20 protein-coding genes and 1 pseudogene are annotated in these 26619 nt (G+C 50.8%); 13 read left to right on the top strand and 8 right to left on the bottom strand.

What is annotated here, in order from left to right:
* The first annotated feature begins 40 nt into the window (after positions 1 to 40).
* A complete protein-coding gene (locus FRZ59_RS03700) occupies positions 41 to 919 on the top strand; it encodes a mechanosensitive ion channel family protein (RefSeq protein WP_132127980.1) in 879 nt (292 codons plus the stop codon).
* Positions 920 to 938: 19 nt separating this feature from the next.
* Here FRZ59_RS03700 and FRZ59_RS03695 read toward each other — a convergent pair whose 3' ends face one another.
* Positions 939 to 1505 (bottom strand): C40 family peptidase, encoded by a 567-nt coding sequence (locus FRZ59_RS03695; protein WP_132127979.1) that lies wholly within the window; start codon positions 1503 to 1505, stop codon positions 939 to 941.
* Between the two features lie 121 nt (positions 1506 to 1626).
* Here FRZ59_RS03695 and pdhA point away from each other — a divergent pair, with 121 nt between their 5' ends.
* From pdhA to FRZ59_RS03665, 6 genes are all read left to right on the top strand, one after another.
* Positions 1627 to 2652, top strand: a complete 1026-nt coding sequence (gene pdhA, locus FRZ59_RS03690; protein WP_132127978.1) for a pyruvate dehydrogenase (acetyl-transferring) E1 component subunit alpha — start codon at positions 1627 to 1629, stop codon at positions 2650 to 2652.
* A gap of 44 nt (positions 2653 to 2696) precedes the next feature.
* Complete coding sequence (locus FRZ59_RS03685) at positions 2697 to 4040, top strand: pyruvate dehydrogenase complex dihydrolipoamide acetyltransferase (RefSeq protein WP_132127977.1); 1344 nt, start codon at positions 2697 to 2699, stop codon at positions 4038 to 4040.
* A 207-nt stretch (positions 4041 to 4247) separates the two neighbouring features.
* Positions 4248 to 4982 (top strand): CPBP family intramembrane glutamic endopeptidase, encoded by a 735-nt coding sequence (locus tag FRZ59_RS03680; protein WP_147698233.1) that lies wholly within the window; start codon positions 4248 to 4250, stop codon positions 4980 to 4982.
* A 125-nt stretch (positions 4983 to 5107) separates the two neighbouring features.
* A complete protein-coding gene (locus FRZ59_RS03675; protein WP_147698232.1) occupies positions 5108 to 5740 on the top strand; it encodes a 7TMR-DISMED2 domain-containing protein in 633 nt (210 codons plus the stop codon).
* An 11-nt stretch (positions 5741 to 5751) separates the two neighbouring features.
* The gene (locus FRZ59_RS03670; RefSeq protein ID WP_158640517.1) at positions 5752 to 7176 is read left to right on the top strand and encodes a histidine kinase; all 1425 of its coding nucleotides are present in this window, start codon (positions 5752 to 5754) and stop codon (positions 7174 to 7176) included.
* Positions 7173 to 7925, top strand: coding sequence for a LytR/AlgR family response regulator transcription factor (locus FRZ59_RS03665; protein WP_132127974.1), 753 nt, complete (start codon positions 7173 to 7175; stop codon positions 7923 to 7925). Before FRZ59_RS03670 ends, FRZ59_RS03665 begins: the two co-directional genes overlap by 4 nt.
* 175 nt (positions 7926 to 8100) lie before the next feature.
* On the opposite strand, the gene FRZ59_RS03660 is transcribed toward FRZ59_RS03665, so the two are convergent.
* The 3 genes from FRZ59_RS03660 to FRZ59_RS03650 form a co-directional block, all read right to left on the bottom strand.
* Positions 8101 to 9366 carry an exo-beta-N-acetylmuramidase NamZ family protein gene (locus FRZ59_RS03660; protein WP_225975171.1) on the bottom strand — a complete coding sequence of 422 codons (1266 nt, stop codon included), beginning with the start codon at positions 9364 to 9366 and terminating at the stop codon, positions 8101 to 8103.
* Positions 9367 to 9454: 88 nt separating this feature from the next.
* Positions 9455 to 11281 (bottom strand): RagB/SusD family nutrient uptake outer membrane protein, encoded by a 1827-nt coding sequence (locus tag FRZ59_RS03655; protein ID WP_132127973.1) that lies wholly within the window; start codon positions 11279 to 11281, stop codon positions 9455 to 9457.
* A 4-nt stretch (positions 11282 to 11285) separates the two neighbouring features.
* Positions 11286 to 14690, bottom strand: a complete 3405-nt coding sequence (locus FRZ59_RS03650; RefSeq protein ID WP_132127972.1) for a SusC/RagA family TonB-linked outer membrane protein — start codon at positions 14688 to 14690, stop codon at positions 11286 to 11288.
* A 242-nt stretch (positions 14691 to 14932) separates the two neighbouring features.
* Between FRZ59_RS03650 and FRZ59_RS03645 the strand changes: the two genes are divergently transcribed.
* Positions 14933 to 15682, top strand: coding sequence for a DeoR/GlpR family DNA-binding transcription regulator (locus FRZ59_RS03645; protein WP_132128345.1), 750 nt, complete (start codon positions 14933 to 14935; stop codon positions 15680 to 15682).
* Positions 15683 to 15761: 79 nt separating this feature from the next.
* Here the strand turns inward: FRZ59_RS03645 and FRZ59_RS03640 are convergent, their stop codons facing one another.
* The gene (locus FRZ59_RS03640; RefSeq protein WP_132127971.1) at positions 15762 to 16961 is read right to left on the bottom strand and encodes an anhydro-N-acetylmuramic acid kinase; all 1200 of its coding nucleotides are present in this window, start codon (positions 16959 to 16961) and stop codon (positions 15762 to 15764) included.
* Between the two features lie 86 nt (positions 16962 to 17047).
* On the opposite strand from FRZ59_RS03640, the gene nagB reads away from it, so the two are divergent.
* From nagB to FRZ59_RS03625, 4 genes are read left to right on the top strand one after another with little or no spacing between them, the layout of a single operon-like run.
* Complete coding sequence (nagB, locus tag FRZ59_RS03635; protein WP_132127970.1) at positions 17048 to 18970, top strand: glucosamine-6-phosphate deaminase; 1923 nt, start codon at positions 17048 to 17050, stop codon at positions 18968 to 18970.
* A 2-nt stretch (positions 18971 to 18972) separates the two neighbouring features.
* Complete coding sequence (locus FRZ59_RS18785; RefSeq protein WP_225975170.1) at positions 18973 to 19440, top strand: heparan-alpha-glucosaminide N-acetyltransferase domain-containing protein; 468 nt, start codon at positions 18973 to 18975, stop codon at positions 19438 to 19440.
* 2 nt (positions 19441 to 19442) lie between these two features.
* Complete coding sequence (locus FRZ59_RS18780; protein ID WP_225975169.1) at positions 19443 to 20096, top strand: acyltransferase family protein; 654 nt, start codon at positions 19443 to 19445, stop codon at positions 20094 to 20096.
* A gap of 18 nt (positions 20097 to 20114) precedes the next feature.
* Positions 20115 to 22934 (top strand): M16 family metallopeptidase, encoded by a 2820-nt coding sequence (locus FRZ59_RS03625; protein WP_132127968.1) that lies wholly within the window; start codon positions 20115 to 20117, stop codon positions 22932 to 22934.
* 48 nt (positions 22935 to 22982) lie between these two features.
* Here FRZ59_RS03625 and FRZ59_RS18775 read toward each other — a convergent pair whose 3' ends face one another.
* Together FRZ59_RS18775 and FRZ59_RS03620 are read right to left on the bottom strand one after the other, a co-directional pair.
* Positions 22983 to 23321: a fibronectin type III domain-containing protein gene (locus tag FRZ59_RS18775; protein WP_225975168.1), complete on the bottom strand. Its 339-nt coding sequence runs from the start codon at positions 23319 to 23321 to the stop codon at positions 22983 to 22985.
* Positions 23300 to 24496 (bottom strand): glycoside hydrolase family 10-like protein, encoded by a 1197-nt coding sequence (locus FRZ59_RS03620; protein WP_225975167.1) that lies wholly within the window; start codon positions 24494 to 24496, stop codon positions 23300 to 23302. Before FRZ59_RS03620 ends, FRZ59_RS18775 begins: the two co-directional genes overlap by 22 nt.
* 243 nt (positions 24497 to 24739) lie before the next feature.
* Between FRZ59_RS03620 and FRZ59_RS03615 the strand changes: the two genes are divergently transcribed.
* Positions 24740 to 25660: a DUF8428 domain-containing protein gene (locus tag FRZ59_RS03615; RefSeq protein ID WP_132127966.1), complete on the top strand. Its 921-nt coding sequence runs from the start codon at positions 24740 to 24742 to the stop codon at positions 25658 to 25660.
* Between the two features lie 81 nt (positions 25661 to 25741).
* Here the strand turns inward: FRZ59_RS03615 and fabD are convergent.
* Positions 25742 to 26616, bottom strand: a pseudogene (gene fabD / locus FRZ59_RS03610) (ACP S-malonyltransferase).
* Positions 26617 to 26619 lie beyond the last annotated feature (3 nt).

Genomic DNA, 26619 nt, shown 5'->3' with positions numbered 1-26619 from the left:
CCGGCCGGCATAAAGGCACAACTATTGCGAAGCATTCTTTATGAATGAAACTACCGATAACATCAGTAATTATTTCTTTAACTTCCTTTACACCCGCGGACCGGGTATCCTGCTGGCCATCGTTACGCTGGTTGCCGGGGTTATTTTGATCAAATACCTGATGCGGGGGATCAACAAGCGCATGGAAAAGCGTCGCGTGGATCCCTCGCTGATCGGGTTTTTGTCAAGTCTCGCTAACTTTGTACTCTATATCCTGCTGTTTATGTCCGTTGCCCGGATGATAGGGATTGCGACTACTTCCTTCCTTACCCTTATCGGGGCGGCGGGACTGGCTATCGGGCTTGCGCTGCAAGGCAGCCTTTCCAACTTCGCGGGAGGAGTCCTGATCCTGCTTTTTAAGCCTTTCAGAGTAGGGGAATATATCAGTTCAACGAGCGAGGCCTCCGGGACGGTTAAAAAAATAGATATTTTATACACCACGCTCACTACGCCCGGAAACGAGGAGGTATATGCTCCCAACGGCCCCCTGGCCAATTCCGTGATCACGAATTATTCAAGGAACGGCATGCGAAGGCTCGATTTCAATATCGGGATAGCTTATGATTCGGACATCCGGAAAGCCCGGGAACTGATGCTCGAGATCTTTAATTCGGATCCGCGTGTCCGGAAAGAACCCGCCGCTCCCATCGTTGTTTTAAACCAGCTCGCCGATAGCTCGGTTAACCTGATCGGGCGCATATGGGTAGGCAAGGACGATTATTGGGATGTTTTCTTTGAAGGGCAGGAAACCATAAAAGAAACGCTTGAGGCAAATGGTATTTCTCTTCCGTTCCCGCAGCGGGAAGTTATCATCCGGAACGAAACCCAGCAGGGTACCGGATCTTTGGGAAGCAGGTCATCGGGAACCAGCCCTTCCTGACGAAGCAGCCTTTCGGATGTTAAAAGTACTGGCCTATCAGGCGGCCCGCCTTGTAGAAATAACGTTTCCAGTAAGGTTCGTTCAGGTCGCTGATGGTGACTCCCTCGCTCCTGGACGCATGCACAAATTTATTGTCACCCAGGTAAATTCCGATATGGGAAATATATCGCCGGCCTATTTTAAAAAAGACGAAATCGCCTTCTTTTAGCTCGTCCGTGGAAACAATCTCCGTAAGTTCTTTATAAATGCCCCGGGAGGTTTTCCCTCCAAGAACAGAGTCATAAACGAATTCATAGGCACGATTTACAAACCTGGAACAGTCAATGCCGCCTTTGCTGTCTCCCCCGAAACGATAAGGCGTGCCCATCCATTCCTGGATAAAATCGTAAAGCTTTAGATTGGCATTAAAATTGACAGGAACTCCAAGGAGGTGCGTAAAGTATTTCCGCGAAAGGGAATCCTGTTCAGCCAGCTGCAGGACTTTCTTCATATCCTTCTGGTCAACAGGAGCAAAGGGTGTTTTTTCCTGAGCCCAGCCCTTGAGGCCCAGGCACAATAATGCAATAAGTAATACGCTCTTTAACATGCAGTTCTTCGCTGGAGTGCAAAAATAATAATGTTCCCCTAAAAAACGGCTTCTTATTTAAATTTAGTGTGTCCCATCAAAATTATTTTGATACATTTGCCCTTCTTATGTTTTTCAGGATATGAGTTCAACAACTGAAGCTAAAAAAGAGGCAGGCGCTGTGCCTGTGACCAAAGAAACGTATTTACAGTGGTATGAGAGTATGCTGTTAATGCGGCGTTTCGAAGAAAAATCAGGACAGCTTTACGGCCAGCAAAAAATCAGGGGTTTCTGCCACCTGTACATTGGTCAGGAAGCGGTAATTGCGGGGACTATTTCGGCTATCCGGCAGGAAGACCCTATTATTACTGCTTACCGGGATCATGCTCACGCACTTGGCAAGGGGGTAACGCCGCGCGCCATCATGGCCGAATTGTATGGAAAGGCCACCGGATGCTCCAAGGGGAAAGGCGGCTCCATGCACTTGTTCTCGAAAGAACATTACTTTTTCGGTGGGCATGGGATAGTGGGCGGACAAATACCGCTCGGCGCCGGGATCGGTTTCGCCGAACAATATAAAGGAACCGATAACGTTTGTATTTGTTACCTGGGAGACGGCGCCGTTCGGCAGGGAGCATTAAACGAGACCTTCAACATGGCCATGCTCTGGAAGATCCCGGTAATCTTTGTTTGCGAAAATAACGGTTATGCTATGGGAACTTCGGTGCAGCGCACCACCAATGTAACGGATATTTACAAGATTGGCCTGGCGTATGACATGCCATCCGAGCCTGTAGACGGCATGAGCTGCGAATCCGTGCATGAGGCCATTGACAGGGCCGTGCAACGCGCCCGTAAAGGCGAAGGCCCCACGTTCCTTGAAATGCGCACGTACCGGTACAAGGGACATTCTATGTCCGACCCGGCAAAATACCGCACCAAAGAGGAAGTGGAGGAATATAAGGCAAAAGATCCCATCGAAATTGTTAAGAATATCATCCTTGAGAAAAAGTACGCTGATGAAGCCTGGCTGGAAGAAGTCGGCAACAGGGTAAAGGAACAGGTGGAAGATTCAGTAAAGTTCGCGGAGGAATCACCGTTTCCGGAAGCAGAGGAGCTTTACAAGGACGTCTACGTCCAGGAAGATTATCCGTTTATTATGGACTAATAAGAGACTGTTAACAGTTTCTGTAAAAATAAAACTTACTAAGCATGGCCGAAGTAATCAGAATGCCGAAGATGAGCGATACCATGACCGAGGGTGTCCTGGCCAAATGGCATAAAAAAGTTGGGGATAAAATAAGTTCAGGTGACCTTGTCGCGGAAATTGAGACGGACAAGGCGACGATGGATTTCGAATCGTTCCAGGAAGGAACCTTGTTATATATCGGGCCCGGTGAAGGGGATGCCGTTCCGGTAAACGACGTGATCGCCGTATTGGGTGAAGAGGGAGAAGATTATAAGGCATTGCTGGAAGAAGAGCAAAAGAGTTCCCAGGGCGGCGAAGAAGGAGACAAGGAAGAAGAGGCCCCGAAGGAAGAAGCTCCTAAGGAAGATGCTCCAAAGGAAGAAGCGAAGAAAGAAGCGCCGGCGAAAGAAGAAAAGAAGGAAGCCGCGCCCGCCGAAGACACCGAGGACGAAGGTTCGGAAGAAGAAGAGTCGGTTGAAGGCGGAAAGAGGATCAAAGCTTCTCCGCTTGCCCGGAAAATCGCCAAGGAAAAAGGCATTGACCTGTCCCGCGTGAAAGGCAGCGCCGCCGGCGGACGTATTGTGAAGAAGGATGTAGAATCTTATAAGCCGGAAGAAGCCGCGCCGGCCGCAGCCGCCGCGGAAGCAAAACCAGCGGCAGCAGCCAGGGTAGTAGCCGGACAGGAAAGCTTTGAGGAAGTAAAGGTTTCGCAGATGCGTAAAACCATCGCGCGCCGCCTTTCCGAAAGCAAATTCGGCGCTCCTCATTTTTACCTCACCATTTCCGTGAACATGGATAAAGCCATTGAAGCCCGCACCAGGCTGAATGAGCTGTCCCCTGTAAAAATTTCGTTTAACGACTTAATCCTGAAAGCCGCAGCTGCTGCTCTGCGCCAGCATCCGAATGTTAACTCATCCTGGCTGGGAGACAAGATCAGGTATAATCATCATATCAACATAGGCGTGGCAGTAGCTGTAGAAGACGGCCTGCTTGTTCCCGTTGTGCGTTTTGCCGATGCAAAGTCCCTTTCCCAGATTGCGGGCGAGGTCAAGGACTTTGCACAAAAGGCAAAAGACAAGAAGCTTCAGCCCTCCGACTGGGAAGGCAGTACCTTTACCATTTCCAACCTGGGAATGTTCGGAATCGAAGAATTTACAGCGATTATTAACCCGCCGGATGCTTGTATTTTAGCGGTGGGAGGAATCCGGAAAGTCCCCGTGGTGGGAGCGGACGGAGCCATAGCTGCAGGAAATGAAATGAAAATGACACTTTCCTGCGACCATCGTGCAGTTGACGGCGCTACCGGCGCCGCCTTCCTTCAAACGTTGAAATCCATGCTGGAAGATCCGCTTCGGATACTGGTGTAAGGTTGGCTTCCTTTATTTTCTAAAGATGCGCAGGCCTTCTTCCTGTTGTTGCCTTGCAGTATCTCCCGGATCCGGTTCGCGGGGCGGATTGCAGCTAAAGAAAAACTGGCTGCAGAAAAGTGCGCAGCTGAAAAGGAGCATAAATTTTGTGCGTTTTTTCATCATTTTTAGAATTTTAGCTGTGTGAATTTAGCTATTTCCTGTTAAATGTCCAAATACCCCGGGAATATAGAAGCGGTACTGGCCCTAAGCATTTCTGTTGTGTCAGCAGGCCTGCTTCTTCTTCCCGCCGCGGGCCTGGAAAGCAATTGGATCACCATCGCCGGACTCTTATCAGGTATCGTTATTCTGGGCATCTCCTTTGTTCAAAAACGGTATCTGCTGGTTCACCTGTGCCTTTTCTTTCTATTGCTTTTCGGGTGGAAGAATTCTCCCCTTTGGCCTTCCGATCTGCCAACGGGATTGGTAGCGCCGTTTCTCTCCTATCTTCTTATCGTCCTTCTAATTCCTCCTTTAAGAAAAACGCTTAGCTGGTTCAGATGGGGCGGCTGCAGCCGGAAAGCGATGATAGCCGGGCTGCTTATTCTTGCTTTTAGCCTGCCAGCTTTATTGATGTGGGCGATGCATTCTGAAAACGTTATTGAATATTACGTCTACCTTTTCCATCCTGAGATCCTTTATATTGAGCTGGTTATTTTTGCGTTGCTGTTCGCTGTTATCAATGCGGTCACGCAGGAAGTTATTTTTCGCGGGGTGTTTCAGGACGCTCTGGAGGCGGCTTTTGGAAAAGGCGCCTACGCCATACTTGTTCAGGCGCTGATCTTTGGCCTCATTCATCTGCAGGGCATTCCGAGTGGACTAGCGGGGGTGCTGATGGCCTTTTCCTATGGATGCGCCCTGGGCATTCTCAGAAAAGTGGCCGGGGGCTGCTGTTACCCATAGCGGTTCATTTTATAACCGATCTCTTTATTTTCTTCCTGGTATTTTACAAAGCCGGGTTGCTGGGCCTGCTTAGTATTTTCCCCCGTTTATAGCCATGCTTTTTCTTGCTATATTTTCGTAACTTCATGACGGAGTTTATGCTGTCTAAATCTATTTGGGGACTCATTTTCATGGTGTTTCTTGTACCTGTTAACGGTGCAAAAGCAGTGGCTATCCCCGTAAGCCCGGATACTGTTTACACTTCCCAGATAGGGAAGAAGCTTAAAATGGATACCGTCATGGCGCTGGAGACCAGCTGCGGAGAATGCGGCCTAAGCTCCATTATGCAGCGTCCCGGGGATTTTAACAGAATTACCGCCTCGGCCTACCCCTCTGACCCGTCCATGACGTATTGGATCCGGGTTGTGATCGTGAATAATACCGATTCACTTAACCGCATTACGGTATCCAACGGCTGGAACGACCTGACGGATGGATATTTTTTTCCGAACGGTGGCGGAGAGGCTCAGGTAGCCCATTCGGGCACGCTTTTGCCGGCTTCCAAACGGGCCCTGGAAGTGTCCTCGTCCACCATGCATTTCAATTTTCCGCCCTCGGTGGATACTGCTACCCTTTTTCTAAAGGTACAGAACCCTTTTTCCGGCTATCCTCCTCAGCTGGACCTTAGCCTGTTGTCTGAAACCTCCTTTAACTCCTACATGGAGAAGGTGTATGCAAGGGATAATGTTTCCATTGCCTTCCAGGGGCCGTTTGCCTGATGCTCCTCTTCATGCTGCTGATCTATGTCCAGAACCGGGATAAAGTATATCTCTACTATTCCCTTTATATGATGGGGATCATGCTGTATCTGTCATCGACCATCCAGGCGAATATATATGTGAATTATATTTTCAAGGAATTTCCTGTCGTAGGCCTCTATCTGAATTTTCCTATCCAGCTCTTATTCTATATTGCCTACAATAAGTTCGTGGATACGTTCCTCGACCTGAAAAAGACGGATCCCTGGCTCCACGGGAAAATTATCCAGATGAACCTGACTTTTGCAGGAGTGCTGATCGCTACGGTAGTTTACCAGCTTATAACCGCCGATGCGCTAACGGTAGGGAAGGCCTGGACCGGGATCTCGGCGCTGATGATCGTTGCCTACATTTTCCTGCTTTACCGCCTGATCACCTTTATTAAAACCCCTTACGCCCGCTTCCTGATAGCGGGCATGATCATTTTTATGACCGCTGCGGTTACCTGTATGGTGCTGGTGAATTTTATCCGCCCCTCCCTGGTCATTTCTCCCTATAATATACTTGAGATCGGCTTTTTCCTGGAAATACTTTGTTTTTCTATGGGGCTTGGTTATAAAATGTGGCAAACCAATAAGGAAAGGCAACATATCCAGGAAGCTTATATCGGGGAGTTGAAACGGAACGAGGCCATTATCCAGGAGGCTAACCTGCAGCTGGAACAGAAAGTTAGAGAGCGTACCAGTGAAATTATTCGGAAGAACCGGGAAATAGAGGATGAACGCAAGAAGCAGATGACCAGCGATTATGAGCGAAGGCTGGCAATGGCCGAAATGAGCGCGCTCCGGGCCCAGATGAATCCGCATTTCATGTTCAATACCATGAATACCCTGGAAGCCTTTATCCTGGAAAAGCAGGAAAAGGAAGCGAGCCGGTTTTTGAACAAGTTCTCCAAACTGCTTCGCCTGGTTCTTGAAAATTCCCGGCAGCTGCTGGTAAGCGTGGAAAAAGATATGAAAGCCCTGGAGCTGTACATCCAGCTGGAGCAGATACGGTATGACAAACGGTTCAGCTATTCTATAAAGACCGATCCAAGGCTCGTGGAAGAGGCGTACTCCATTCCCCCGCTGATCATCCAGCCCTTTGTAGAGAACGCCATTGTTCACGGGCTATTCAATAAAAGCGGTCAGGGCAACCTGGAGATTGAACTGCAGCTGCTGGACGATAAAATTTACTGCCGCGTTCAGGACGACGGGATTGGCCGGGAAATGGCGCAGGAGATCAGGAAGAAGAACAAGCCGCATCACCAGAGCCTGGGCCTTAAAGTAACCGGCGAGCGCATTGAGATCCTGAACCAGATCCACCAGGTAAACGTGGGGACCAGGACCATAGACCTGGTAGATAGCGAAGGAACTCCGGCGGGCACCAAAGTTGAGATTTACTTACCTTTATTATGATAAAATCGGTGATCATTGATGACGAGTTGAAAAGTTGCACGTCTCTTTTTAATAAACTGAAAACTTACTGCCCTGACGTGGAAGTCATGGAGATCTGCAATTCGGGAGAGGAGGGCCTGCGCGCCATCAGGGAGCTTTCACCGGAGCTGCTGTTCCTTGATATAGAAATGCCGCTGATGAACGGATTTGCCATGCTGGATAAAGTCGCCAAAAAAAATTTCGAGGTCATTTTTATTACCGCCTACAATGAACACGCTGTTAAAGCCATCAAATGCAGCGCCCTGGATTACCTGGTAAAGCCGGTAGACACCGACGAACTCAAGCTTGCCCTGCAGCGTTTTCGCGAAAAGCGCGGCACCGATCAGATGAGCGAAAGCCAGTACGATATTTTGCTGCATAACTTCAAGAGCGGGCAGGTGACCAAGCACAAAATTGCCCTTCCTACATTAGAAGGTATGGTGTTTTCGCAGCTGACAGACATCATCCGGCTGGAATCGGACAGCAATTATACTACCTTTTATTTTGGCAACGGCGATAAGCAGATCGTCTCCAAAACCCTCAAGGAATTTGAACACCTGCTGGAAGGATATAATTTCTACCGCGTCCACAATTCGCACATAATTAACCTGGACCATATCCGTATGTACAAGAAAGGCGACGGCGGCATCGTGGTCATGACCGACGGCTCGGAGATCACCATTTCCACCCGAAGGAAAGCAGAATTCGTTAAACGGCTGGATTACCTTTAAAAAGCTAAGCTGTATTAAGACTGCAGGTAACAGGAAAGGATCCGCTGGCCAGCGGAATTTTGTGTTGCCCGCAGCGAGCGATTTTTGATTTTCGGGCGGTTGCGCAAGCAATCGGGGCCCCGAAAATCAGCCTGAGCGAGTCCGGGCAATGCAAAATTCCGCGTCGTACAGGCAATCATTCAAAGTCCTTGTACAGCAGGTACTTCTTCCGCATTTGTTTGTAAGCAGCCAGATCCTCTTCCCAGGTCTTGCGGATGGCTTCTTCACTCATACCTGCTTCGATCTGCTCCTGCAGGTCCGCGTTTCCGGCCAGCTTGTTAAAAAATTCAGGCCGTGAAATGAACTTCTCTTTGAACGGCGCCTTCCGGTAGAAGTCCAGGACATATTTTAGGGTGAAGGTTACTTTTTCAGGGTCCAGGTCGCGAAGGTCCACGCCATAACACAGCTTATCCTGCTGTTCCACATGCGCGGCCATGCCCGGCCTAACGCCAGGAGTGAAGGTGAAATCTCCAAAAACAGGATCAGGATATCCGACTACCTGGAAGGGAAAATCAGTTCCGCGACCCACGCTGATATCCGTCCCTTCGAACAGGCAGAGGGAAGCGTACAGGCGGATGGACAGGTAATTTGGCAGGCTCGGTGAAGGCACCACCGGCGGCCGGTACAAAGTCTTATGCGTGTAATTCTGCACGGGGATCACCTCCAGGTCGCACTTTTCTCCCTTGTCAAGCCAGCCTTCCCCGTTGATCATCATCGCCAACTCTCCCACGGTTAGCCCGTGGACCATTGCGATCTTATGATAACTCACGTTCGATTTGAACGTGTCGCTTTTCCTGACGGGTCCGTCCACCTGGTCGCCGTTCGGGTTAGGGCGGTCCATCACGATCAGCTTTTTGCCCTCATCCGCGCAAAGCTGCATTACCCGGTGCAATGAGGTGATATACGTATAAAAACGCGCACCCACGTCCTGCAAGTCAAATATCATCACATCCACAGAGGCAACCGCGGAATCGGCCTTTTCATTTTTTCCGTACAAGGAAAGAATGGGCAGCCCCGTCTTTTCATCCACTATATTGCTGACTTTCTCTCCTCTTTCTATGGTTCCGCGAAAACCATGCTCCGGCGCGAAAGCGAACTTCAGATCCACTCCATTCTCCAGTAACAGGTCCACCAGGTGTTCGCCGCCCGCCACCGAGGTCTGGTTCCCCATCATTCCTACCTTTTTGCCCTTCAGCATTCGCAGGTAAGCTTCCGGCTGTTCTGCTCCGGTGATCACTGTCGTAGCAGTTTGAAACTGTCCGTCAGGCTCTGGCATTCGGTTCTCTGCCTGGATTGTCGTATCATTTTGTCCCTTTTTATCCGATCCGGGGTTAATACAGGCCACCAGCAGCCCGCCGACGGCAAGCAGGAATACGGGTGCGGTAAATAAGTTCTTTTTCATGAATTCAATCTTTAGCAAAAAGTGTACACATTTGCAATTTGAATGCAAATGTGTACACTTTTTGCTAAACTTATATTGTCCGGTAAAATTACCAGCCTTCTGTCTGCGTGAGCGTATAACCTTTTTCCGCGTATTGGTTGATCTCCGCTTCACCTACCGGTGACAGATATACTTCCTCGCCGAAATCGTTCCGGTCGGCGGCGTTTTCTACCATAAAGAAGCCAACCATATCGCTGCCGTTGCTGCCATTATAGGTTACTATGGTACCATCCTGTTTTCTCACCTTCAGGATTCCTTCGAAGCTTTCGTTCAGGTAACTGGGGACCTCGGCAGGAAAGTCTACCCAGGGCCCGAAGAAATGGTCCGGGTTATCGCTGAAATCCATTTTATCGATCTTTTTCCATCTTTTTAAGTCAAGAAGGCGGGTATGTTCGAAAAAAAATTCCATTCGCCTTTCCCGGCGGATCTCCCAGATCAAGGCGGGGACATCCGGGTCGCGGTCCGGGTCTTCCGGAAGCATGTTCAATGACAACGGAGCCGTTTTCCGTACTCCCTTGGCAATGGCGGCCTCGTCCAGCGGGCGGTTCCTGATGGCGTTTACCGACTGGTCAAGGTCGGCCTGCGTCACTCCGGGGCCTCCGTGGTACGCCGCGAGGACGGCTTTGGCTTCGATCCAGTCCAGGACAACCTCTGCCAGACGGATAACCGGTGCATCACTCGTATTCGTGTTACTGCCCCATGCGGCGGGATAGGAGCTTCCGATATAAGTCAGGGCTTCCCGGGAAGCAAACTTAGAGGTATAGATCAACGTGGAGGAAGGCGTATGCGGACGATCGATAAAACTAGCTTCAAAACGCGGGTCCCGGGTAAGCGTCAGGTCATCCAGCGAGAAACTTTCCGCTTCAGGAACGGCAGAGTTCTGCCAAACCTTTCCGTCATTACATATAAATGATTTTACCAGTACCAAATTGGCTCCCGCCGGCTGGCCTTCCGTCCCATTGTTGTAGGAGCCGATATGATGCGTTATTCCAACTCCTGCATCATAGGTGCGCCACAGGATCACCTCGGGATTCCCGTCCAGGCTTTCGGAGGAAAACAGGCTCTTGAAATCACTATCAAAGCTATAAAGGCCGCTGTTCATGACAAGCTCAGCTGCTTCAACCGCAAATTCCAGGTATTTCTTGGCCCGGGCCGCATCCAGGTTATGGTAATGCTGGTAGGTTCCCTCGAAAAGCATCAGGCGGGAAACGAAGGCCGCGGCAATGTATTTATTGAGGCGTTGCTTCCCGTCGTCTTCGCGTATGTTTTCAAGCGCGAACTTAAAATCCTCATAAACGGCATCCATCACCAGTCCGCGATCATCGCGGTCCTTGTAGAGGACATCCAGTTCATCGTCTCCCACCACCCGGTCAAAATAGGGTACATCGCCAAATACATGAACCAGCCTGCTGTACTCAAACCCCCGGAAGAAACGGGCAACACCCATCCAGTGGCTAAACGCTTCCGTCTCCAGGTTTGGCTGCGCTACATTCTGCAGCCTGTCGATAAAGATATTGGATTTCCGGACCCAGGCGAAGTTCCAGGTGGGCCCTGAATATTGCGTAAGCATATTTACTGCCTCGCTCGTGGAACTCCGGCTGGAAGGCACCGTATTCTCGAAATGACTTTGCACGTTGCGGCTGGTGAGGTCGTCCGAGAAGGTATAACCCCTTACCGGCGTATAAGCTGTTCCCCATGCACTGTTATAACCAACAAAATAATTGGAATAAAAGTCGTTCGCATATAACTCAACGTCGGTTTCCGTTCGCCAGTATTGATCATCTACAGGCGAAGTAAGCTGAGGGCGGTCCAGCACGTCATCATTACAGGCGGACAGCAGAACGGCGGCGCCGAATAGCATATGTTGAATTTTCATTTTTCTAAAAGTTTAACTGAACACCAAATGATACACTTTTGAACGTGGGCGTTCCCACCCCGGTACGGCTCAGGTTATAATTGCTCGAATTGAACATGGAATAGCCGTTAATGACTTCCGGATCGAAGGGAAGGCCATTGAGATTATCCCAGGTGACAAAGTTTTCCAAGGCAACGTATATTCTTGCCGTTTTTACCCGTACGTTTTCAAGGAGTGAGGCGGGGAAGGAGTAACCCAGGGTGATATTCTTTATCCGCAAATAAGACATATCCAGTAGATAGCGGCTCTGTACCTGCATATTGTTGGCTCCATTGCTGCCACCGTTATTAAAGGCGGCGGGATAGAAGGCATTGGTGTTTTCCGGCGTCCAGTAATTGTCCACGATCGTGGAGGGCATGGCGCCGTCAGAAGTATGGTAACCGGCAATAGCCAATGAGCCGTTGCCCCATATTTCGCGTTTCCCTACGCCCTGGAAGAAAATGCCGAAGTCAATTCCCTTATAATCGGCGCCGAACCGGAAACCGTATTCGTATCGCGGGTTGAAGTTCCCTATAACTTCCAGGTCGCCGTGGTCGTCGATTTGCCGGCTGCCTGCGTTGATCTCCCCGTCCCCGTTCAGATCAACGAACTTGACATCGCCGGGCCCAAAGTAGAAGTCGGAGCTATTCTGCAGGTAAGTCTGGTAAACAGGATTGCTGCCTTTTAACTTATTGGCTTTGTCCCCTGCATAAAGTTCACTTTCTGCTTCCGTGAGCGTGATCAGTTGAGGATTTCCGTCCGCATCCAATTCAAAGTCATCTTTCTGGTACAGGCGGTCGGTACGGTAACCCCAGATCTCCCCGTAAGTCTTGCCTGCATACCAGCCGTCGACGCCCTTTGCCGTCCCGAAAGAAGTGATGGTGGATTTAGAGTCGGAGATATTGGCTCTGAAATAAATTCCCAGGCCATTGTCAAAAAGGTGGTTAAAGTCTACGGCCAGCTCCCAGCCTTTTGTTTCAAGCCCTCCAAGATTGGTCTGGGGAGCGCCGGCTCCGAAAGTGGGAGGGATGCCTTCTATGGGAACGATCATGTTCTCGGTATTTCGCTGAAACCAATCGAACGTTACCCCAAAGCGGTTATCGAACAAGCGGGCATCTAAACCTACGTTCAGCGAGGTGATATCCTGCCAGGTAATGGACGTGGATACCGCGTTCGGCGTGCCTACGTAGCTTAATCGTGAGCCGTTGGCGCCGATCCAGGTAGATAACCCAGTCTCCATGGTGGGTACGTACAAACTATTCGGCACCGTTTGATCCCCGATGGTGCCCCAGGAACCCCGGAACTTCAGCAGGTTCAGGATTCGCTCTGTACCTGCCATGAATTCCTCTTCGCTGAGTACCCAGCCTGCAGAGAAGGAAGGGAACCAGCGCCATTTCAGGTCGGTTGGAAATTTGGAAGAACCATCGTAGCGGAGGTTGGCTTCCAGCAAATATTTGTCGCGGAAATCGTAATTGACGCGGCCGAAATACCCCAGCTGGGCTTCCCAGGATTCGTTGCCTCCGCCTGTCCAGGTGCCTATTCCATAATTGAACTGGGGGTTCAGGATATTGGTAAGATTCGTCACCTGTGTAAAATGGCTTTTAATGTCTTCGGTTACCCGGTTCAGGCCCAGTATAAACTTGAAGTCATGGTCTTCCCTGACCGCGAGTTCGTAGGTGGTATAGGCATTGATGGTGTGCCGGTTGAAATTCGCCGAAGTCTCATTGATATGGTCCGGATTGGCGCCGTCGGCTGTATAGGTTTCCAGGCCCAGGTCATAGGCGGGCATGGCGTTCGGGTCGCTGGCGGGGACCGTTTGCCCTTCCTCGTTGACATATAGCTGGTTGCCGTTTTCATCCAGCCTTGCCTGCGGAGCTACCCAGGAATTGCGGGCGGTATATTTCGTTCCGGGATTGAGTTCATTGTACTTCTGGTTGGAAAAAGCATAGTCGAAATCAACTTTCCAGTCATCGGTTATATTTACCGTGCCTCCCAGGTTTACATTTATATAGTCATGCAGCATGCTTGCCGTGTTGGCAGCAGCGGCTTCACTGGCCGGGCTGCGAATAGGATCGCCGTTTTCATCGTTTCCCAAAGGGTACAAGGGACTCCAGCGGTAAAGATAAAGCCAGGGGTCGGCAGTAGTGGAGCTGGTAATATAGGGATGCTCTTTGTTCCGCCGGGAATACAGCGCTCCTGCGCGCGCGGTAAAATACTCGTTAATCTCGCTTTTTACCCTTAAAGATGCATTATACCGGCTAAACTGGTCGGTTTCTGCAGGTTTCATCATCCCGCTTTGGTCCAGCAGTCCCAGTCCGATGTTGTAGGACGTATTCCCTTCTCGTCCGCCGACTGACAAGTTATGGGTCTGTGTAGGCGCCCATTCCCTGATCATTGCCTCGTAAGGGTCATACGTGCGGATGCCGAATTTCCAGTTTCTTGCCGGATCGAAATACCAGTCCCTTCCGTATACCGTGGGATCATCCATGCCAATGGAGCCGCCGTATTGTTCTTTCCAGGCCACCGCCCTTTCATAGCTTTCCCTGTTCACTTTGTAAAAGGCGCCTGTTGCCGTCTCATCTATTCTTTCAAACGCGTCCACGCTGTATTTCAGCGCGTTCACATCCGCCATGTCAATTTCTTTAGCGGCATTCTGAAAAGAAAAATTGTTGGAATAGCCCACCAGCGTTCCCTGCAGGCCCTGGCCATCCTTGGTAGTGATCAGCACCACGCCGAACGCGGCCTTTGAACCATAGATGGAAGATGATGCAGCGTCTTTCAGTACCGTAATGGATTTTACATCCAGGGGATTGACGAGCTGGATACTGGGGATTTCCACATTGTCCAGCAGGATCAGGGGAGAAATGCCTCCCCGGAGCGAGGCAATCTGGCCTCTTATCTTGATTATCGGGTCCGATCCGACTTCGCCGCTGGGGACCACTACGCTTAACCCGGGCGTTGTGCCTTGAATGGCTCTGCCCACGTCTGCAATAGGCCTTCCTTCCAGGTTTTCCTGCACATCAATAGTGGCTACTGCGCCGGTTAGGTTTTCCCTTTTTTGGGTACCGTATCCCACTACTACTACTTCTTCCAGCGCTTCGGGGTCCGAAGCCATGCTAATGTCAATAGTGTTTGAAGTTCCTACGGTTCGTTCAACGGTTGTAAGGCCAAGGAAACTGAATACCAGCACCTGGCCTTCAGCAGCGGCAATTTCATAATTTCCGTCCGGATCGGTTTGGGTAGCCGAGGAAGTGCCCTTCACCGCCACGGTAACGCCCGGAACGGGGTCTCCGTTTTCAGCTGAGCTAACTTTTCCTGTAATGATCTGCTGGGCGCCCGCTGCAAAATACATTACTAGCCCCAGGAAAAGCAGTGGTAATTTTTTGTTCATCTGCCAATGAGTTTTAGAGGTTCAGGAAACATAATCACGCATAAAAATGCAAAACGTTGGTTTGGTTGGGATAATTCCTGCATTTACATGCGGTTACCCTAAGTAAATTTAAAGATAAAACCGAATAAACAAAAATATTTTCAGCTTTTTGCAAATATTTGCGATATATTTAACATGAATAAGGAATAAAACAGCACCCTGATATTTTCAAATTTCTTAACTTTATGGCCCATACTGACCGCATGTTAAAGGAAGAGCGCCAATCGTTTATTATCAGGGAGATTAACCTGCACAATAAGGTGCTGTCATCAGACCTGAGTACGCAACTAAATGTTTCTGAGGATACTATCCGGCGCGACCTGAAAGAGCTGGACGAGGCCGGCAAAGTGTTAAAGGTTCACGGAGGCGCCATCAGCAAGTCTTTCCATTTTCCTTTCAGCAACAAGGGCGATGTTTACGCCCTGGAAGCAAAACGCGCAATAGCCCGCAAAACAATAAAGCTTATAAAAGAGGGGATGGTGGTACTTACCGGGGGTGGCACTACCATGATAGAGCTTGCCAGAATGATTCCGGATGATATCCAGGCAACCTTTTTTACCATCAGCCCGCTCGTGGCCCTTGAACTTGTCGAACATCCCAACCTTACCGTGTTAACCGTTGGAGGCCAGCTTTATAAAAATGCCCAGGTGAATATGGGGGCGAGTGTGATCAACGCGCTGAACGATATTCACGTGGATCTATGCCTGCTGGGTGCCAATGGAATTTCACTGCAGGAAGGGATCACGGATTCTGACTGGGAGGTCGTGCAGGTTAAAAGAGCCATGATCCGCACGTCTAAAAAGCTGGCCATCATGTGCATTGCCGAGAAAATGAATTCCGTGCAGCGGATGAAAGTCTGCAACCTGAACCAGATGAGCTACCTGATCACTGAACTTTCTTCCGACGATCCCCACCTTGCGCCCTACCGGCAGCAGGAATTCAAGCTGCTTTGATTATATTGTGTCCTTCCGGATCAATTCAGTAGGTTCCTGTGTTTTGCAGGTAACCTGGTACTTTGCAGGTAACACAATGCTAGCGCGGGAATGAGATTTTTCCCATCGATATCGCCGGGAGGCCCGAAGTATTTCCCTTGAATGTGGCCCCGTTTCCCGCTACTGTTTCATTTGCCAGTGCTGCAAACAGTACGGCTTCCTTGGCATCCGGGTTGATACCCAGGCTTTGCGTTGTGTCAAATTTACAGTCCGGAAGGGCGTCAATGATCATTCCGGTCAAAAAGGGGTTGTGCATACCTCCGCCACTGAGGTAAATGGTCAGGGGCCGGTACTTTTCCAGCAGTAGCTTCATCTCCTGAACAATGCAAGCGGCGGCAAAGGCAGTGAGGCTGGCAACCAGGCCTGCCGGAGAAAGCGTTTTTATGCCTGTTTCTTCAAGTTTCTTATCCAGGAAACTAAGGTTAAACAATTCCGGGCCGGTAGTCTTAGGCAGGGGAATTTTAAAAAAGGGGTGGCTTTGCAGGGCCGAGATCAACGTTTCGTTTACTTCGCCGCTCCTGGCAATGCTTCCGTCAGGATCAAAAGGCCGGCCAAAGAATTTCTGAACAGCGGCGTCAATCAAGGTATTCCCAGGGCCCACGTCGGTAGCAAACATGGTTTTAACATTGCCGCCGGCAGGCAGGAAGGTATAATTGGCAATGCCGCCGATATTAAGCAGCACACGGTTTTCATGGGCCGAGCTGTAAAGGAGATAATCTCCGTAGGCCGCAAGCGGCGCTCCTTCTCCGCCGGCCGCTACATGCTTTTGCCGAAAGTCGCCGACAGAAATGATTCCCGTCCGTACGGCAAGATGATCGGTGTCGCCAATCTGCAGGGTGGCGTTGCCAAACTTTGGCTTATTATGCATCCAGACAGGAGCGTGAAACACGGTTTGCCCGTGGCTGGCCACCAGGTCCACGCTTGCTGGTGATATGTTCCAGTTTTCGAGCAATTCCAGCACCATGCTGCCATGCAATTTTCCCAGCCAGGCGTGGAGAAGGCAGAGCTGCTGGAAATCCACTTCCGTCCTGGCGAAAACGCTGCGGATCTCTTCCTTTATTTCGTCATCATAAGGTATGGTGTCAAATTTCTCAAGGCGTGCGCGGGTACGGCGGCCGTGTCCCTGGAAATGACACAAGGCCACGTCCAGCCCGTCCAGGGAGGTGCCGGACATTAACCCGATGATCAGGCGTTCTTTTTTTGAAGCGATTTCGAACAGCCGTTGTATCTGTTGGTTCATTCTATTTTCTTATATTCGTGCCTTCTGCAAGTTTACAGTTAACATAGCGCTGACATTGTTAAATTAAGAAATTTTTCTCCTGAAATATGCAAAAGCAGTTAACAGATTTTGACCTTGAACGAATAAAAGCGTTTGAACAAATACATACCGAGATATTTGAAAATTCTTCAAAAGCTTCGCTTGCTGTAGCCAGCGAAATGGCCTCCCTCATCAGGAAGAAAGAAGCGGAGGGGAAACCATGCGTACTGGGGCTTGCCACCGGAAATACGCCCAAACTGGTTTATATTGAGCTGGTTCGGCTGCACAGGGAAGAAGGGCTTAGTTTCAGGAATGTTTATAGTTTTAACCTGGACGAGTACTACCCGATTGCTCCGGACAGCCCGCAGAGTTATGTCCGGTTTATGAAAGAAATGTTATTTGACCATGTGGACATTCCGGAGGACCATTATTTTATTCCCGACGGCCGCCTTCCCATGGACAGGATTCCGGCTTTCTGCAAAGAATATGAGCAGAAAATAGAGGAACTGGGAGGCCTGGATATTCAATTGCTGGGCATCGGGAGCAACGGGCATATCGGCTTCAACGAACCCGGTTCACTGGTTGATTCCAAGACCCGCCTCATCGCCCTGAACCATACCACCAGGGCCGGCGCCGCCAGCGATTTCGGCGGTCTCAGCGCTACGCCTAAAAAAGGGATTACGTTAGGCGTAAAAGCCATTATGAGCGCCCGAAGAGTCATTTTGATGGCCTGGGGTGAAAGCAAAGCGGATGTCATCAAGCTGGCCGTGGAAGGGCCCGTGACCGAACGGATACCTGCATCCTACCTGCAAGCCCACCCTAATACTACCTTTGTCATTGACGAAGCGTCGGCACAGCAGCTGACCAAGTATAAATCGCCCTGGCTGGTTGAGACCGTTACCTGGGACAATAAAATGATCCGTAAAGCGGTTACGCAGCTGGCGCTGCAACTGGGGAAATCCGTACTCAAACTTACGGACAAGGATTATAACGATAACGGCTTGAGCGACCTGCTGGCGGTTTACGGACACGCCTATGACATAAATATCCAGGTATTCAACCAACTCCAGCACACCATTACCGGCTGGCCGGGGGGAAAGCCCAACGCGGATGACACCTACCGGCCCGAACGCGCCGAGCCCGCCAGTAAGCGGGTGATTATTTTCAGCCCGCATCCCGACGACGATATTATTTCCATGGGCGGAACCTTTATCCGCCTGCATGAGCAGGGGCACGAGGTTCACGTGGCTTACCAGACTTCGGGAAATATAGCTGTTTCGGACGATGAAGCTTTGCGGTACATTGACTTCGCAGCTGACCTCAGCAAGCGGACAGAGCAGGGGATTGACCATAGCGTTTATGATACTGCACGGGATTTTCTGAAGAAAAAGAAACCCGGGGAAATCGATATTCCGGAAGTAAGAACTGTGAAAGCCATCATCCGCCGTAGTGAAGCAAAGGCCACTTGCCGCTTCGTGGGCCTCCCGGACGAACAGGTACATTTCCTGGACCTTCCCTTCTACGAAACCGGCCTCGTGCAGAAAAAGCCCCTTGGCGATGAAGACGTGCAGATCGTGGCCCGCCTCATAGACCAGGTAAAGCCGCAGCAGATCTATGCGGCCGGGGACCTGGCGGACCCGCACGGAACGCATAAAGTTTGCCTTGACGCCGTATTCGCCGCTATTGAGCAGTTAAAGGACAAGGAGTATATGAAGGATTGCTGGCTATGGCTGTACCGCGGAGCCTGGGCTGAGTGGGATATCCATGAAATAGAAATGGCGGTTCCCATGAGCCCGGAACAGGTGCTGCAAAAACGATACGGGATCTTCAAGCACCAGTCGCAAAAGGACGGCGTGGTTTTCCAGGGAAATGATTCCCGTGAATTCTGGCAGCGGGCCGAAGACCGGAACGCCGCCACCGCAGCGCTGTACAATAAGCTGGGCCTCGCCGAATATGCGGCCATGGAGGCCTTCGTTCGCTGGAAATTCTGACAATGGAAACCGCGGCAGGATCGACCTTTAACAAACGGCTGCTGTCACTGGACGTTTTCAGAGGCGCCACCGTAGCGGCCATGATCCTTGTCAATAATCCCGGTGACTGGGGGAACGTGTATGCTCCGCTGCTTCACGCTCACTGGAACGGCTGCACCCCAACTGACCTGGTATTCCCTTTTTTCCTTTTTATCGTCGGGGTGTCCATTGCCTACGCCATATCTTCCCGGAAGAAAGATCCGGAAAGCAGGCGGGGCCTGGTGAAGAAGATCCTTATCCGGACACTCATCCTTTTCGGGCTTGGCTTGTTCCTGAACCTTTTCCCCCGTTTTGATTTTTCTACTGTCCGCATTCCCGGGGTATTGCAGCGCATTGCCCTGGTGTACATGATCGCCTCCTTCTTATTTTTGAAACTCTCACCCAGGTCGCTTGCCTGGACGGGGGAGGGTTGCTCCTATTCTATTACCTGAGCATGACTTTGATCCCGGTTCCCGGCGTGGGGGCGGCCAGCCTGGGCCCCGAAACTAACCTGGGCGCCTGGATTGACCGGACCGTACTAACGACCAGTCATTTATGGAAAACATCGAAGACCTGGGACCCGGAAGGCATATGGAGTACCATTCCCGCTGTTGCCACGGCGCTGGCTGGAATCCTCTGCGGCTTATGGCTTAAAAAGGAAGACGCGCCCGGGAATAAGGTTGCCTGGATGTTCACGTTCGGCTTTGCCGGAATTCTGGGAGGCCTCATATGGGACCTGTTTTTCCCCATAAATAAAGCGCTGTGGACCAGTTCTTACGTACTGTATGCCGGAGGCTGGGCGGTTTCGGGCCTGGCGACGCTTTACTGGCTCATCGATGTAAAGGATTTCCGGAGATTTACCACACCCTTTGTCATTTACGGGATAAACGCCATCACCGTTTTCTTTGTTTCCGGACTGGTGCCGCGTATTTTAACGCGCATTGAAACGGTGGAGGGAATGAACCTCCGGCAATGGTTGTATGAGACCTTTTACACGCCTTGGTTTTCGCCGGTCAATGCTTCGCTGGCATGGGCCGTCAGTTATATCCTGGGCTGGTACCTCATCTTGTGGGTCATGTACAGGAAAAATATTATTATCAAAATCTAACCAATTAATAATTATCGTATGAATGTTTCACGTACTATTTTAACAGGACTGTTCGGGTTGGGGGTTTCCTTTGCCCTTCAGGCCCAGGATCCGGGGAAAGAACTGCCTCTGAATCCGGAGGTAAGCACCGGTACGCTCAGCAACGGCCTTACTTACTACATCCAGCACAATGAAAAACCGGAAAACCGGGCCGAACTTCGCCTGGTGGTAAAGGCGGGTTCCATACTGGAGAACGATGCCCAGCAGGGACTGGCGCATTTTGTAGAACACATGGCTTTTAACGGCACCAAAAATTTCAGCAAAAACGAGCTGATCAATTTCCTGGAACGCTCCGGGGTGCGTTTCGGCGCGCACCTGAATGCCTATACGAGCTTTGACGAAACGGTATATATGCTGTCCCTGCCTACCGATACCGTGGAAGTGTTCAAAACAGGGTTCCAGGTGCTGGAAGACTGGGCACATAATCTTTCTTTTAACCCGGAGGAGATAGAAAAGGAACGCGGAGTGGTGCTGGAAGAATGGCGGTTACGCCTTGGCGCGGCGCAGCGGATGCAGCAGCAATATTTTCCAACCCTGCTGTACCAGTCGCGCTACGCGGACCGCTTACCTATCGGGAAGCCGGAGATCATTGAAAATTTCGAACATCCTGAACTGATCTCCTTTTATAAGGATTGGTACCGGCCCGGCCTGATGGCCGTAATAGCCGTCGGGGATTTCGATGTGGCTGCGGTAGAAGCGCTGATAAAAAAGCATTTTGGCAGCATTTCGCCGGTTCAGAGCCCCCGGGATCGAACAGAATACACATTGCCGGATCATACCGAGCCGCAGGTATCCATTGTAACTGACAAGGAAGCGCAGTACATTCAGCTTTCGGTCTATTATAAGCGGCCCGCTGTGAAGGTGGAAACAGAAGCCGATTATATGAAGCTGCTGGAGCGATCGCTTTATAATAAGATGCTCAATGACCGCATCAATGAGATCCGGCAGCAGCCGGATGCGCCCTTCCTGTTCGCGGTAAGCTCTGTTTCTGCCTTTATCAGCAACAAAGATGCATATGTACTGGCGTCCGTGCCCAAAGAGGGACAGGTGAGGGCGGCTCTTACCACGCTGCTGAAAGAGAACCTGCGGGTCCAGCGCTTCGGCTTCACCCCAACGGAACTTGAACGGGCAAAGACCGACATTCTGAACAGTTATGAAAATTCCTGGTCGGAAAGGGATAAACGGGAAAACAGGGCCTTTATCGATGAGTATATTAACCATTTCCTTAAGGATGAGGCCAGCCCGGGTATTGAATTCGAATACGCGTTCGTGAAGGAACACCTGGACGAAATTGGCGTGGAAGAGCTGAATACGCTGGCCGGAAGCCTTATTTCCGACAGCAACCGGGTAGTGATCCTTACCGCTCCTGAAAACCAGAAGGACAGCCTTCCGTCGGAAGAGGAATTGCTGGCCATTCTGAATAATTCTTCCGGCCTGGAAGTAAGCCCTTACGAGGATGTGGTGGCAGATAAACCTTTGTTCTCCGAAGAACTTTCCCCGGCGAAGATAGTATCCAGGGAACAAATAGAAGAAATCGGGGTGACGAAACTTGAACTGGAGAACGGCGTGGAAGTTTTCCTTAAGCCGACCGATTTTAAGAATAAGGAAGTGCTTTTCAGGGCTTATAGCCCGGGAGGAACTTCGCTGTACCCGGACGAGGATTATTTGGAAGCGGCCAACGCAACCGGCATTCTCACGCAGAGCGGTATTGCGGGTTTTGAAGAAAAGGTGCTGCGCAAACTGCTGGAAGGGAAGACCGTGGGAGTTGCGCCTTATATTTCCACGCTGGAAGAAGGTTTTTCAGGTTCAGCCAATATAGACGATATTGAAACGCTGTTCCAGTTGACCTACCTTTATTTTACCCAGCCCCGTTTTGACAGCGACGCCCTCAAGACCTGGCAGGCAAGACAGCTAACTTTCCTGCAGAACAAGGATAAGTCGCCCATGTCGGTATATGGGGACACGCTAAGGAGCGTAATGAATAGCTATGCCGCCCGTTATGCCCCACTGACCCCGGAAATGGTCCGGGAACTGGAATTTGAACGCATGCAGGAGGTATATGCAGACCGTTTCGCGGATGCCGGCGATTTTGCATTTTTCCTTGTCGGAAGTTTCGACCTGGACAGCATACAGCCCTTGCTTCAGACCTACCTGGGCAATCTGCCTTCGTCGGGCCGCGAGGAAAGCTGGAAAAACCTGAATATAAGCCCGCCGGAAGGTGTGATCAGCAAAGAAGTCTACAAGGGTTCCGAACCTCAGAGCCGGGTAACGCTTGTGTTTACGGGGCAGACGGATTATGACAGGATGAAGAACGCCCAGCTTGCCATACTGGGAGAGGCCTTGCAGATAAAGCTGAGGGAAAGCCTTCGGGAAGATGCCGGAGGGGTGTACGGCGTGGGTGTGAATACCAGTATCAGTAAATTCCCGGAAGAGCGGTACTCCGTGTCGGTGGCCTTTGGCTGTGCGCCGGATAACGTGGAAAAGCTCATGGGGCTGGTACTCCAGGAAATCGAGAAAATGAAGGAAAGCGGACCCCTGCAATCTGACCTGGACAAGGTTATTGCCATCAGGAAGCGGGAGCATGAAACAGCGCTGAAAGAAAACGGCTACTGGATCAGCCTGCTCGCCGGCTCCTACGAAATGAAAAGGGACCCGGCCGCAGCGCAGGAGTTTTTTGAGGCCTCCCTGCAGCAGGTAAGCCCTGACAACCTGAAAAAGCTGGCCGGCGAATATTTTGACAAGTCCAATTACATAAAGGTGGTGCTGTACCCGGAAAAGGAAAAGCTTAGCGGTAATTGATTTAACGCGGGTCCCCGATTGATTTAACGCGGTTCCCCGAAAGAAGTCTTATTCAATCTTTAAAGATTGTGTGCTGATTCGGCAGCGAGCCGTGCTTTCATTGCTCAGACGGTCAAGGGAAGTGATTACATACACGTAATCTTCATTCCGGCGGGCAGTATTGTCCGTAAAGGAGGTTTCCCCGAACTGGATATTGAGAATGTGGCGCGGGTCATCAATACTGAGTGATTCGCCCTGCTTAAAGCGGTAGATCACATAACCCCTGGCAAGGTCCCCGTCTGCAGCGGCGGCGGGAGCCTTCCAGGACAACTGCACGCCTTCGGCCGGGTTTATTTCCAGCCGGGGTTCTTCCGGAGGCAAAGGCGCTATATGGTCTTTCCACGGCATCGCAGGGGAAGGGCCGGGTAATGGAAATAATTCGCCTGCAGGGAGTCAGCGAATCCCAGCGGGTTCCGGATCAGGGATTTGGAGCTGAAAAATACGACTCCGCCTACTTCGCTATACTTCCGCGCATAATTCAGTTGCCTTGGCATTTGCCTCCGGTTACCCCATTCTGTTATCCGGTACGCCCCCAGCCCTATATACAGGTGCTTGTCAAAAGAATTTTCAGACCACCAAAGCACCAGGTTGTCATAGGCCGCCCGGCTGTGTCCGAACGGGAAATAGATCTGGGGAACAATATAGTCTATCCAGCCTTCTTCAAGCCAGCGGCGGCTGTCAGCAAACTGGTTATAATACGATGAGCTTCCGTCCGTATCGGAACCATTGAAGTCCTGGTCCAGATTCTTCCAAATGCCGAACGGGCTTATGCCGAATTTGAGCCAGGGTTTTTCCCCATTGATGCTATCCTGGAGTTCCCGGATCAGCAGGTTCACATTTTCCCGGCGCCAGTCGTCCAGGCTCATACCGCTGGAAGCGTATCTCCGGTAAAGGGCGGCATCCGGAATATGTTCTCCCCGGGCAGGGTAAGGGTAAAAGTAGTCGTCAAAATGCACCCCGTCTATATCATAGTTACGCACTACGTCCATGATCACTTGTACAATATACTCGCGGGCTTCGGGAATGCCGGGATTAAAGAGCTTTTTTCCATCGTAGTTAAAGAACCATTCGGGTTTACGACGGGTGATGTGATCAGGAGCCACCGGGCCGTTTGCATGAAAGACGGCACGGTATGGATTAAACCAGGCATGTAATTCCATGCCCCGTTTATGCGCTTCTTTAATCATGAATTCCAGGGGATCATAGAAGGGGCTGGGCGCCTGCCCCTGCTCGCCCGTAAGCCATTGTGACCAGGGCTCGCGCCCCTCCGCATAGAAGGCGTCGGCCGAAGGCCGCACCTGAACAAATAAGGCGTTGATCCCGGTTTTCTCATGCTCATCCAGCATCCTGGTGAATTCAAGTTTTTGTGCCTGCGTGGAAAGGCCCTGTTCGCTTGGCCAGTCTATATTTGCAACGGTAGCGATCCATACGCCCCTTAGTTCCCTTTTCGGCGGAAGTTCCTGCGCGCTGCCCTTGAAAATCCCGCTTAATAGCAATATTACTGCAAATACTCTCCTGATCATCTGTCCCTTGTTTGTCCGGTCAAAGAAACAAATTTATTTCCAATAATTCCGGGGGGAGCCTGCGGGGAAGCTTCCGGGAAGAAGCATGGAAAAGGAGGGCCTTGACAATGGAAAAAATTCCCCATGATACACCGGATACGTGCCTCCGCAGGCTGCAGGGGGCTGGTATAATAATTGTTAATAAGCAGTTAACATTAAACAAATGTTTGTGAGAAACTGATTCACAGGCAGAGAGCGACCAAGATGGATACCGGTATTAAAAGCGGAACAAGCGCTACTATATATATATTATTAGGCATCATCGCGTTACTTTTAGCAGGAAATGCATATTTATTCCTTACCCGGGATGATGCCAAAAGCAATCTGATCACTATCCGGGAAGAGAAAGCCTTCCTCCGGCAGGAGTTGAACAAGCTGAAAACCGAACTGGACAAGGTGAACAGCCTCAACCTGGATCTGAGCGCCGAATTGAGGACACGTCAGGCTCAGCTGAAAGAGAAGATCACCCAGCTGCAGGAAGCGCTGCAAAACAACAAACTTACTGCCAGGCAACTTCAGCAGGCCAAGTCTGAGGTAGTAGGGCTCCGCAATTACGTAGGCGCTTACCTGGCGGAGATAGGATCACTCAAGAAGCAAAAGAGCAAATTACTCGCTGAAAACGAGGATTTGCGGTCAAAAGTGGACGTTGAGCAGCAAAGAAACCGGGAATTGGCTACCAGGAACGTGGAGTTAACGGAAAAAATTTCCGAAGCTGCCCTACTGGAAACGGAGAAGGTGCATATTATTACATTTTATTCCCGCATGGACGATGGGAGGGAATACGAAGATCAAACATCCAGGGCCATCCGGGCGAATAAACTGCGGATAGAATTTTCTTTTTACCCCAACCAGGTAGCTGAAGAAGGTGAACGGGAAATTTACTTCCGGATCTTTGATCCGAATGGAAAGTTGCTGGAAGCCATCGGAAATGGCACCCCTGCCTTTAACGACCCGAACGGGGAATCCGTTGCCTGCACCGCCAAGACAACGATCTTTTATTCCCGGGCTAACCCGGTATACGCGGTGGAACTGCCGCGTGAGAATAACCTGGAGAAAGGCCTTTACAACGTGCATCTGTTCACCAGCGGCCGCAGGATCGGCGAAGGCAAATTCTCGCTCCGCTAAAACCTTCCTCCGCGGGCATATGCAGCTGCTTACCCGGACAGAAAATCCTTTTCGCTTCCCGGCAGTTTCGGTAAACTAGCTCTAAATGGCCGCCGCGCTTACTGAGCGGTCGGTTTTCCTGACCAACCCCTGCAGCACATTCCCGGGGCCTGTTTCAATAAACGCATCCGCCCCTCCGGCGATCATATTCAGGATCGTTTGGGTCCATCTTACCGGGCCTGTCAATTGAGCAACCAGGTTCTTTTTTATGATATCGGGGTCACTGGCTGGCTGTGCCGTAATATTCTGATAAACCGGGCAAACCGGGCGGGTAAAGGAGGTATCCTGGATAGCTTTTTCCAACTCGCCCCTGGCCGGCTCCATCAGCGGGGAATGGAAAGCGCCGCCGACACTCAGGATCACCGCCCTGCGGGCACCTGCTTCGGTTAGTTTTCTGCAAGCCTCTTCTACGCCTTCGACGGTTCCCGAGATAACCAGCTGGCCGGGACAGTTATAGTTGGCCGGTACCACCGTTTCCTGAATTCCGGAACAAATATCTTCTACGATCTTATCCTCCAGGCCAAGTATGGCCGCCATGGAGGAAGGTTGCTTCTCACAGGCTTTCTGCATGGCGTTGGCCCGGGCAATGACCAGTTGCAGGCCGTCTTCAAAAGAAAGGGCGCCGGCGGCGACCAGCGCTGAAAATTCTCCCAGGGAATGGCCCGCGGCCATCGCAGGATCGAAGGCGGCCCCTGCTGACCGGGCAAGCGCTACCGAATGGAGAAAGATCGCGGGCTGCGTTACATTTGTCTGTTTGAGGGCGTCTTCCGTCCCGGAAAACATGATATCGGTTATCCGGAAGCCGATTATATCGTTTCCGTGTTCAAAAAGTTCCTTTGCCTGGGGGAGTTTTCATACAGCTCCTTTCCCATGCCTGTAAACTGGGCTCCCTGTCCGGGAAATAAATATGCTTTCATCGA

The organism is Anseongella ginsenosidimutans, assembly GCF_008033235.1.
Lineage (GTDB): Bacteria > Bacteroidota > Bacteroidia > Sphingobacteriales > Sphingobacteriaceae > Anseongella > Anseongella ginsenosidimutans.
The sequence above is the reverse complement of the archived record's forward strand: the minus strand, read 5'-3'. Positions and strand labels throughout refer to the sequence as shown.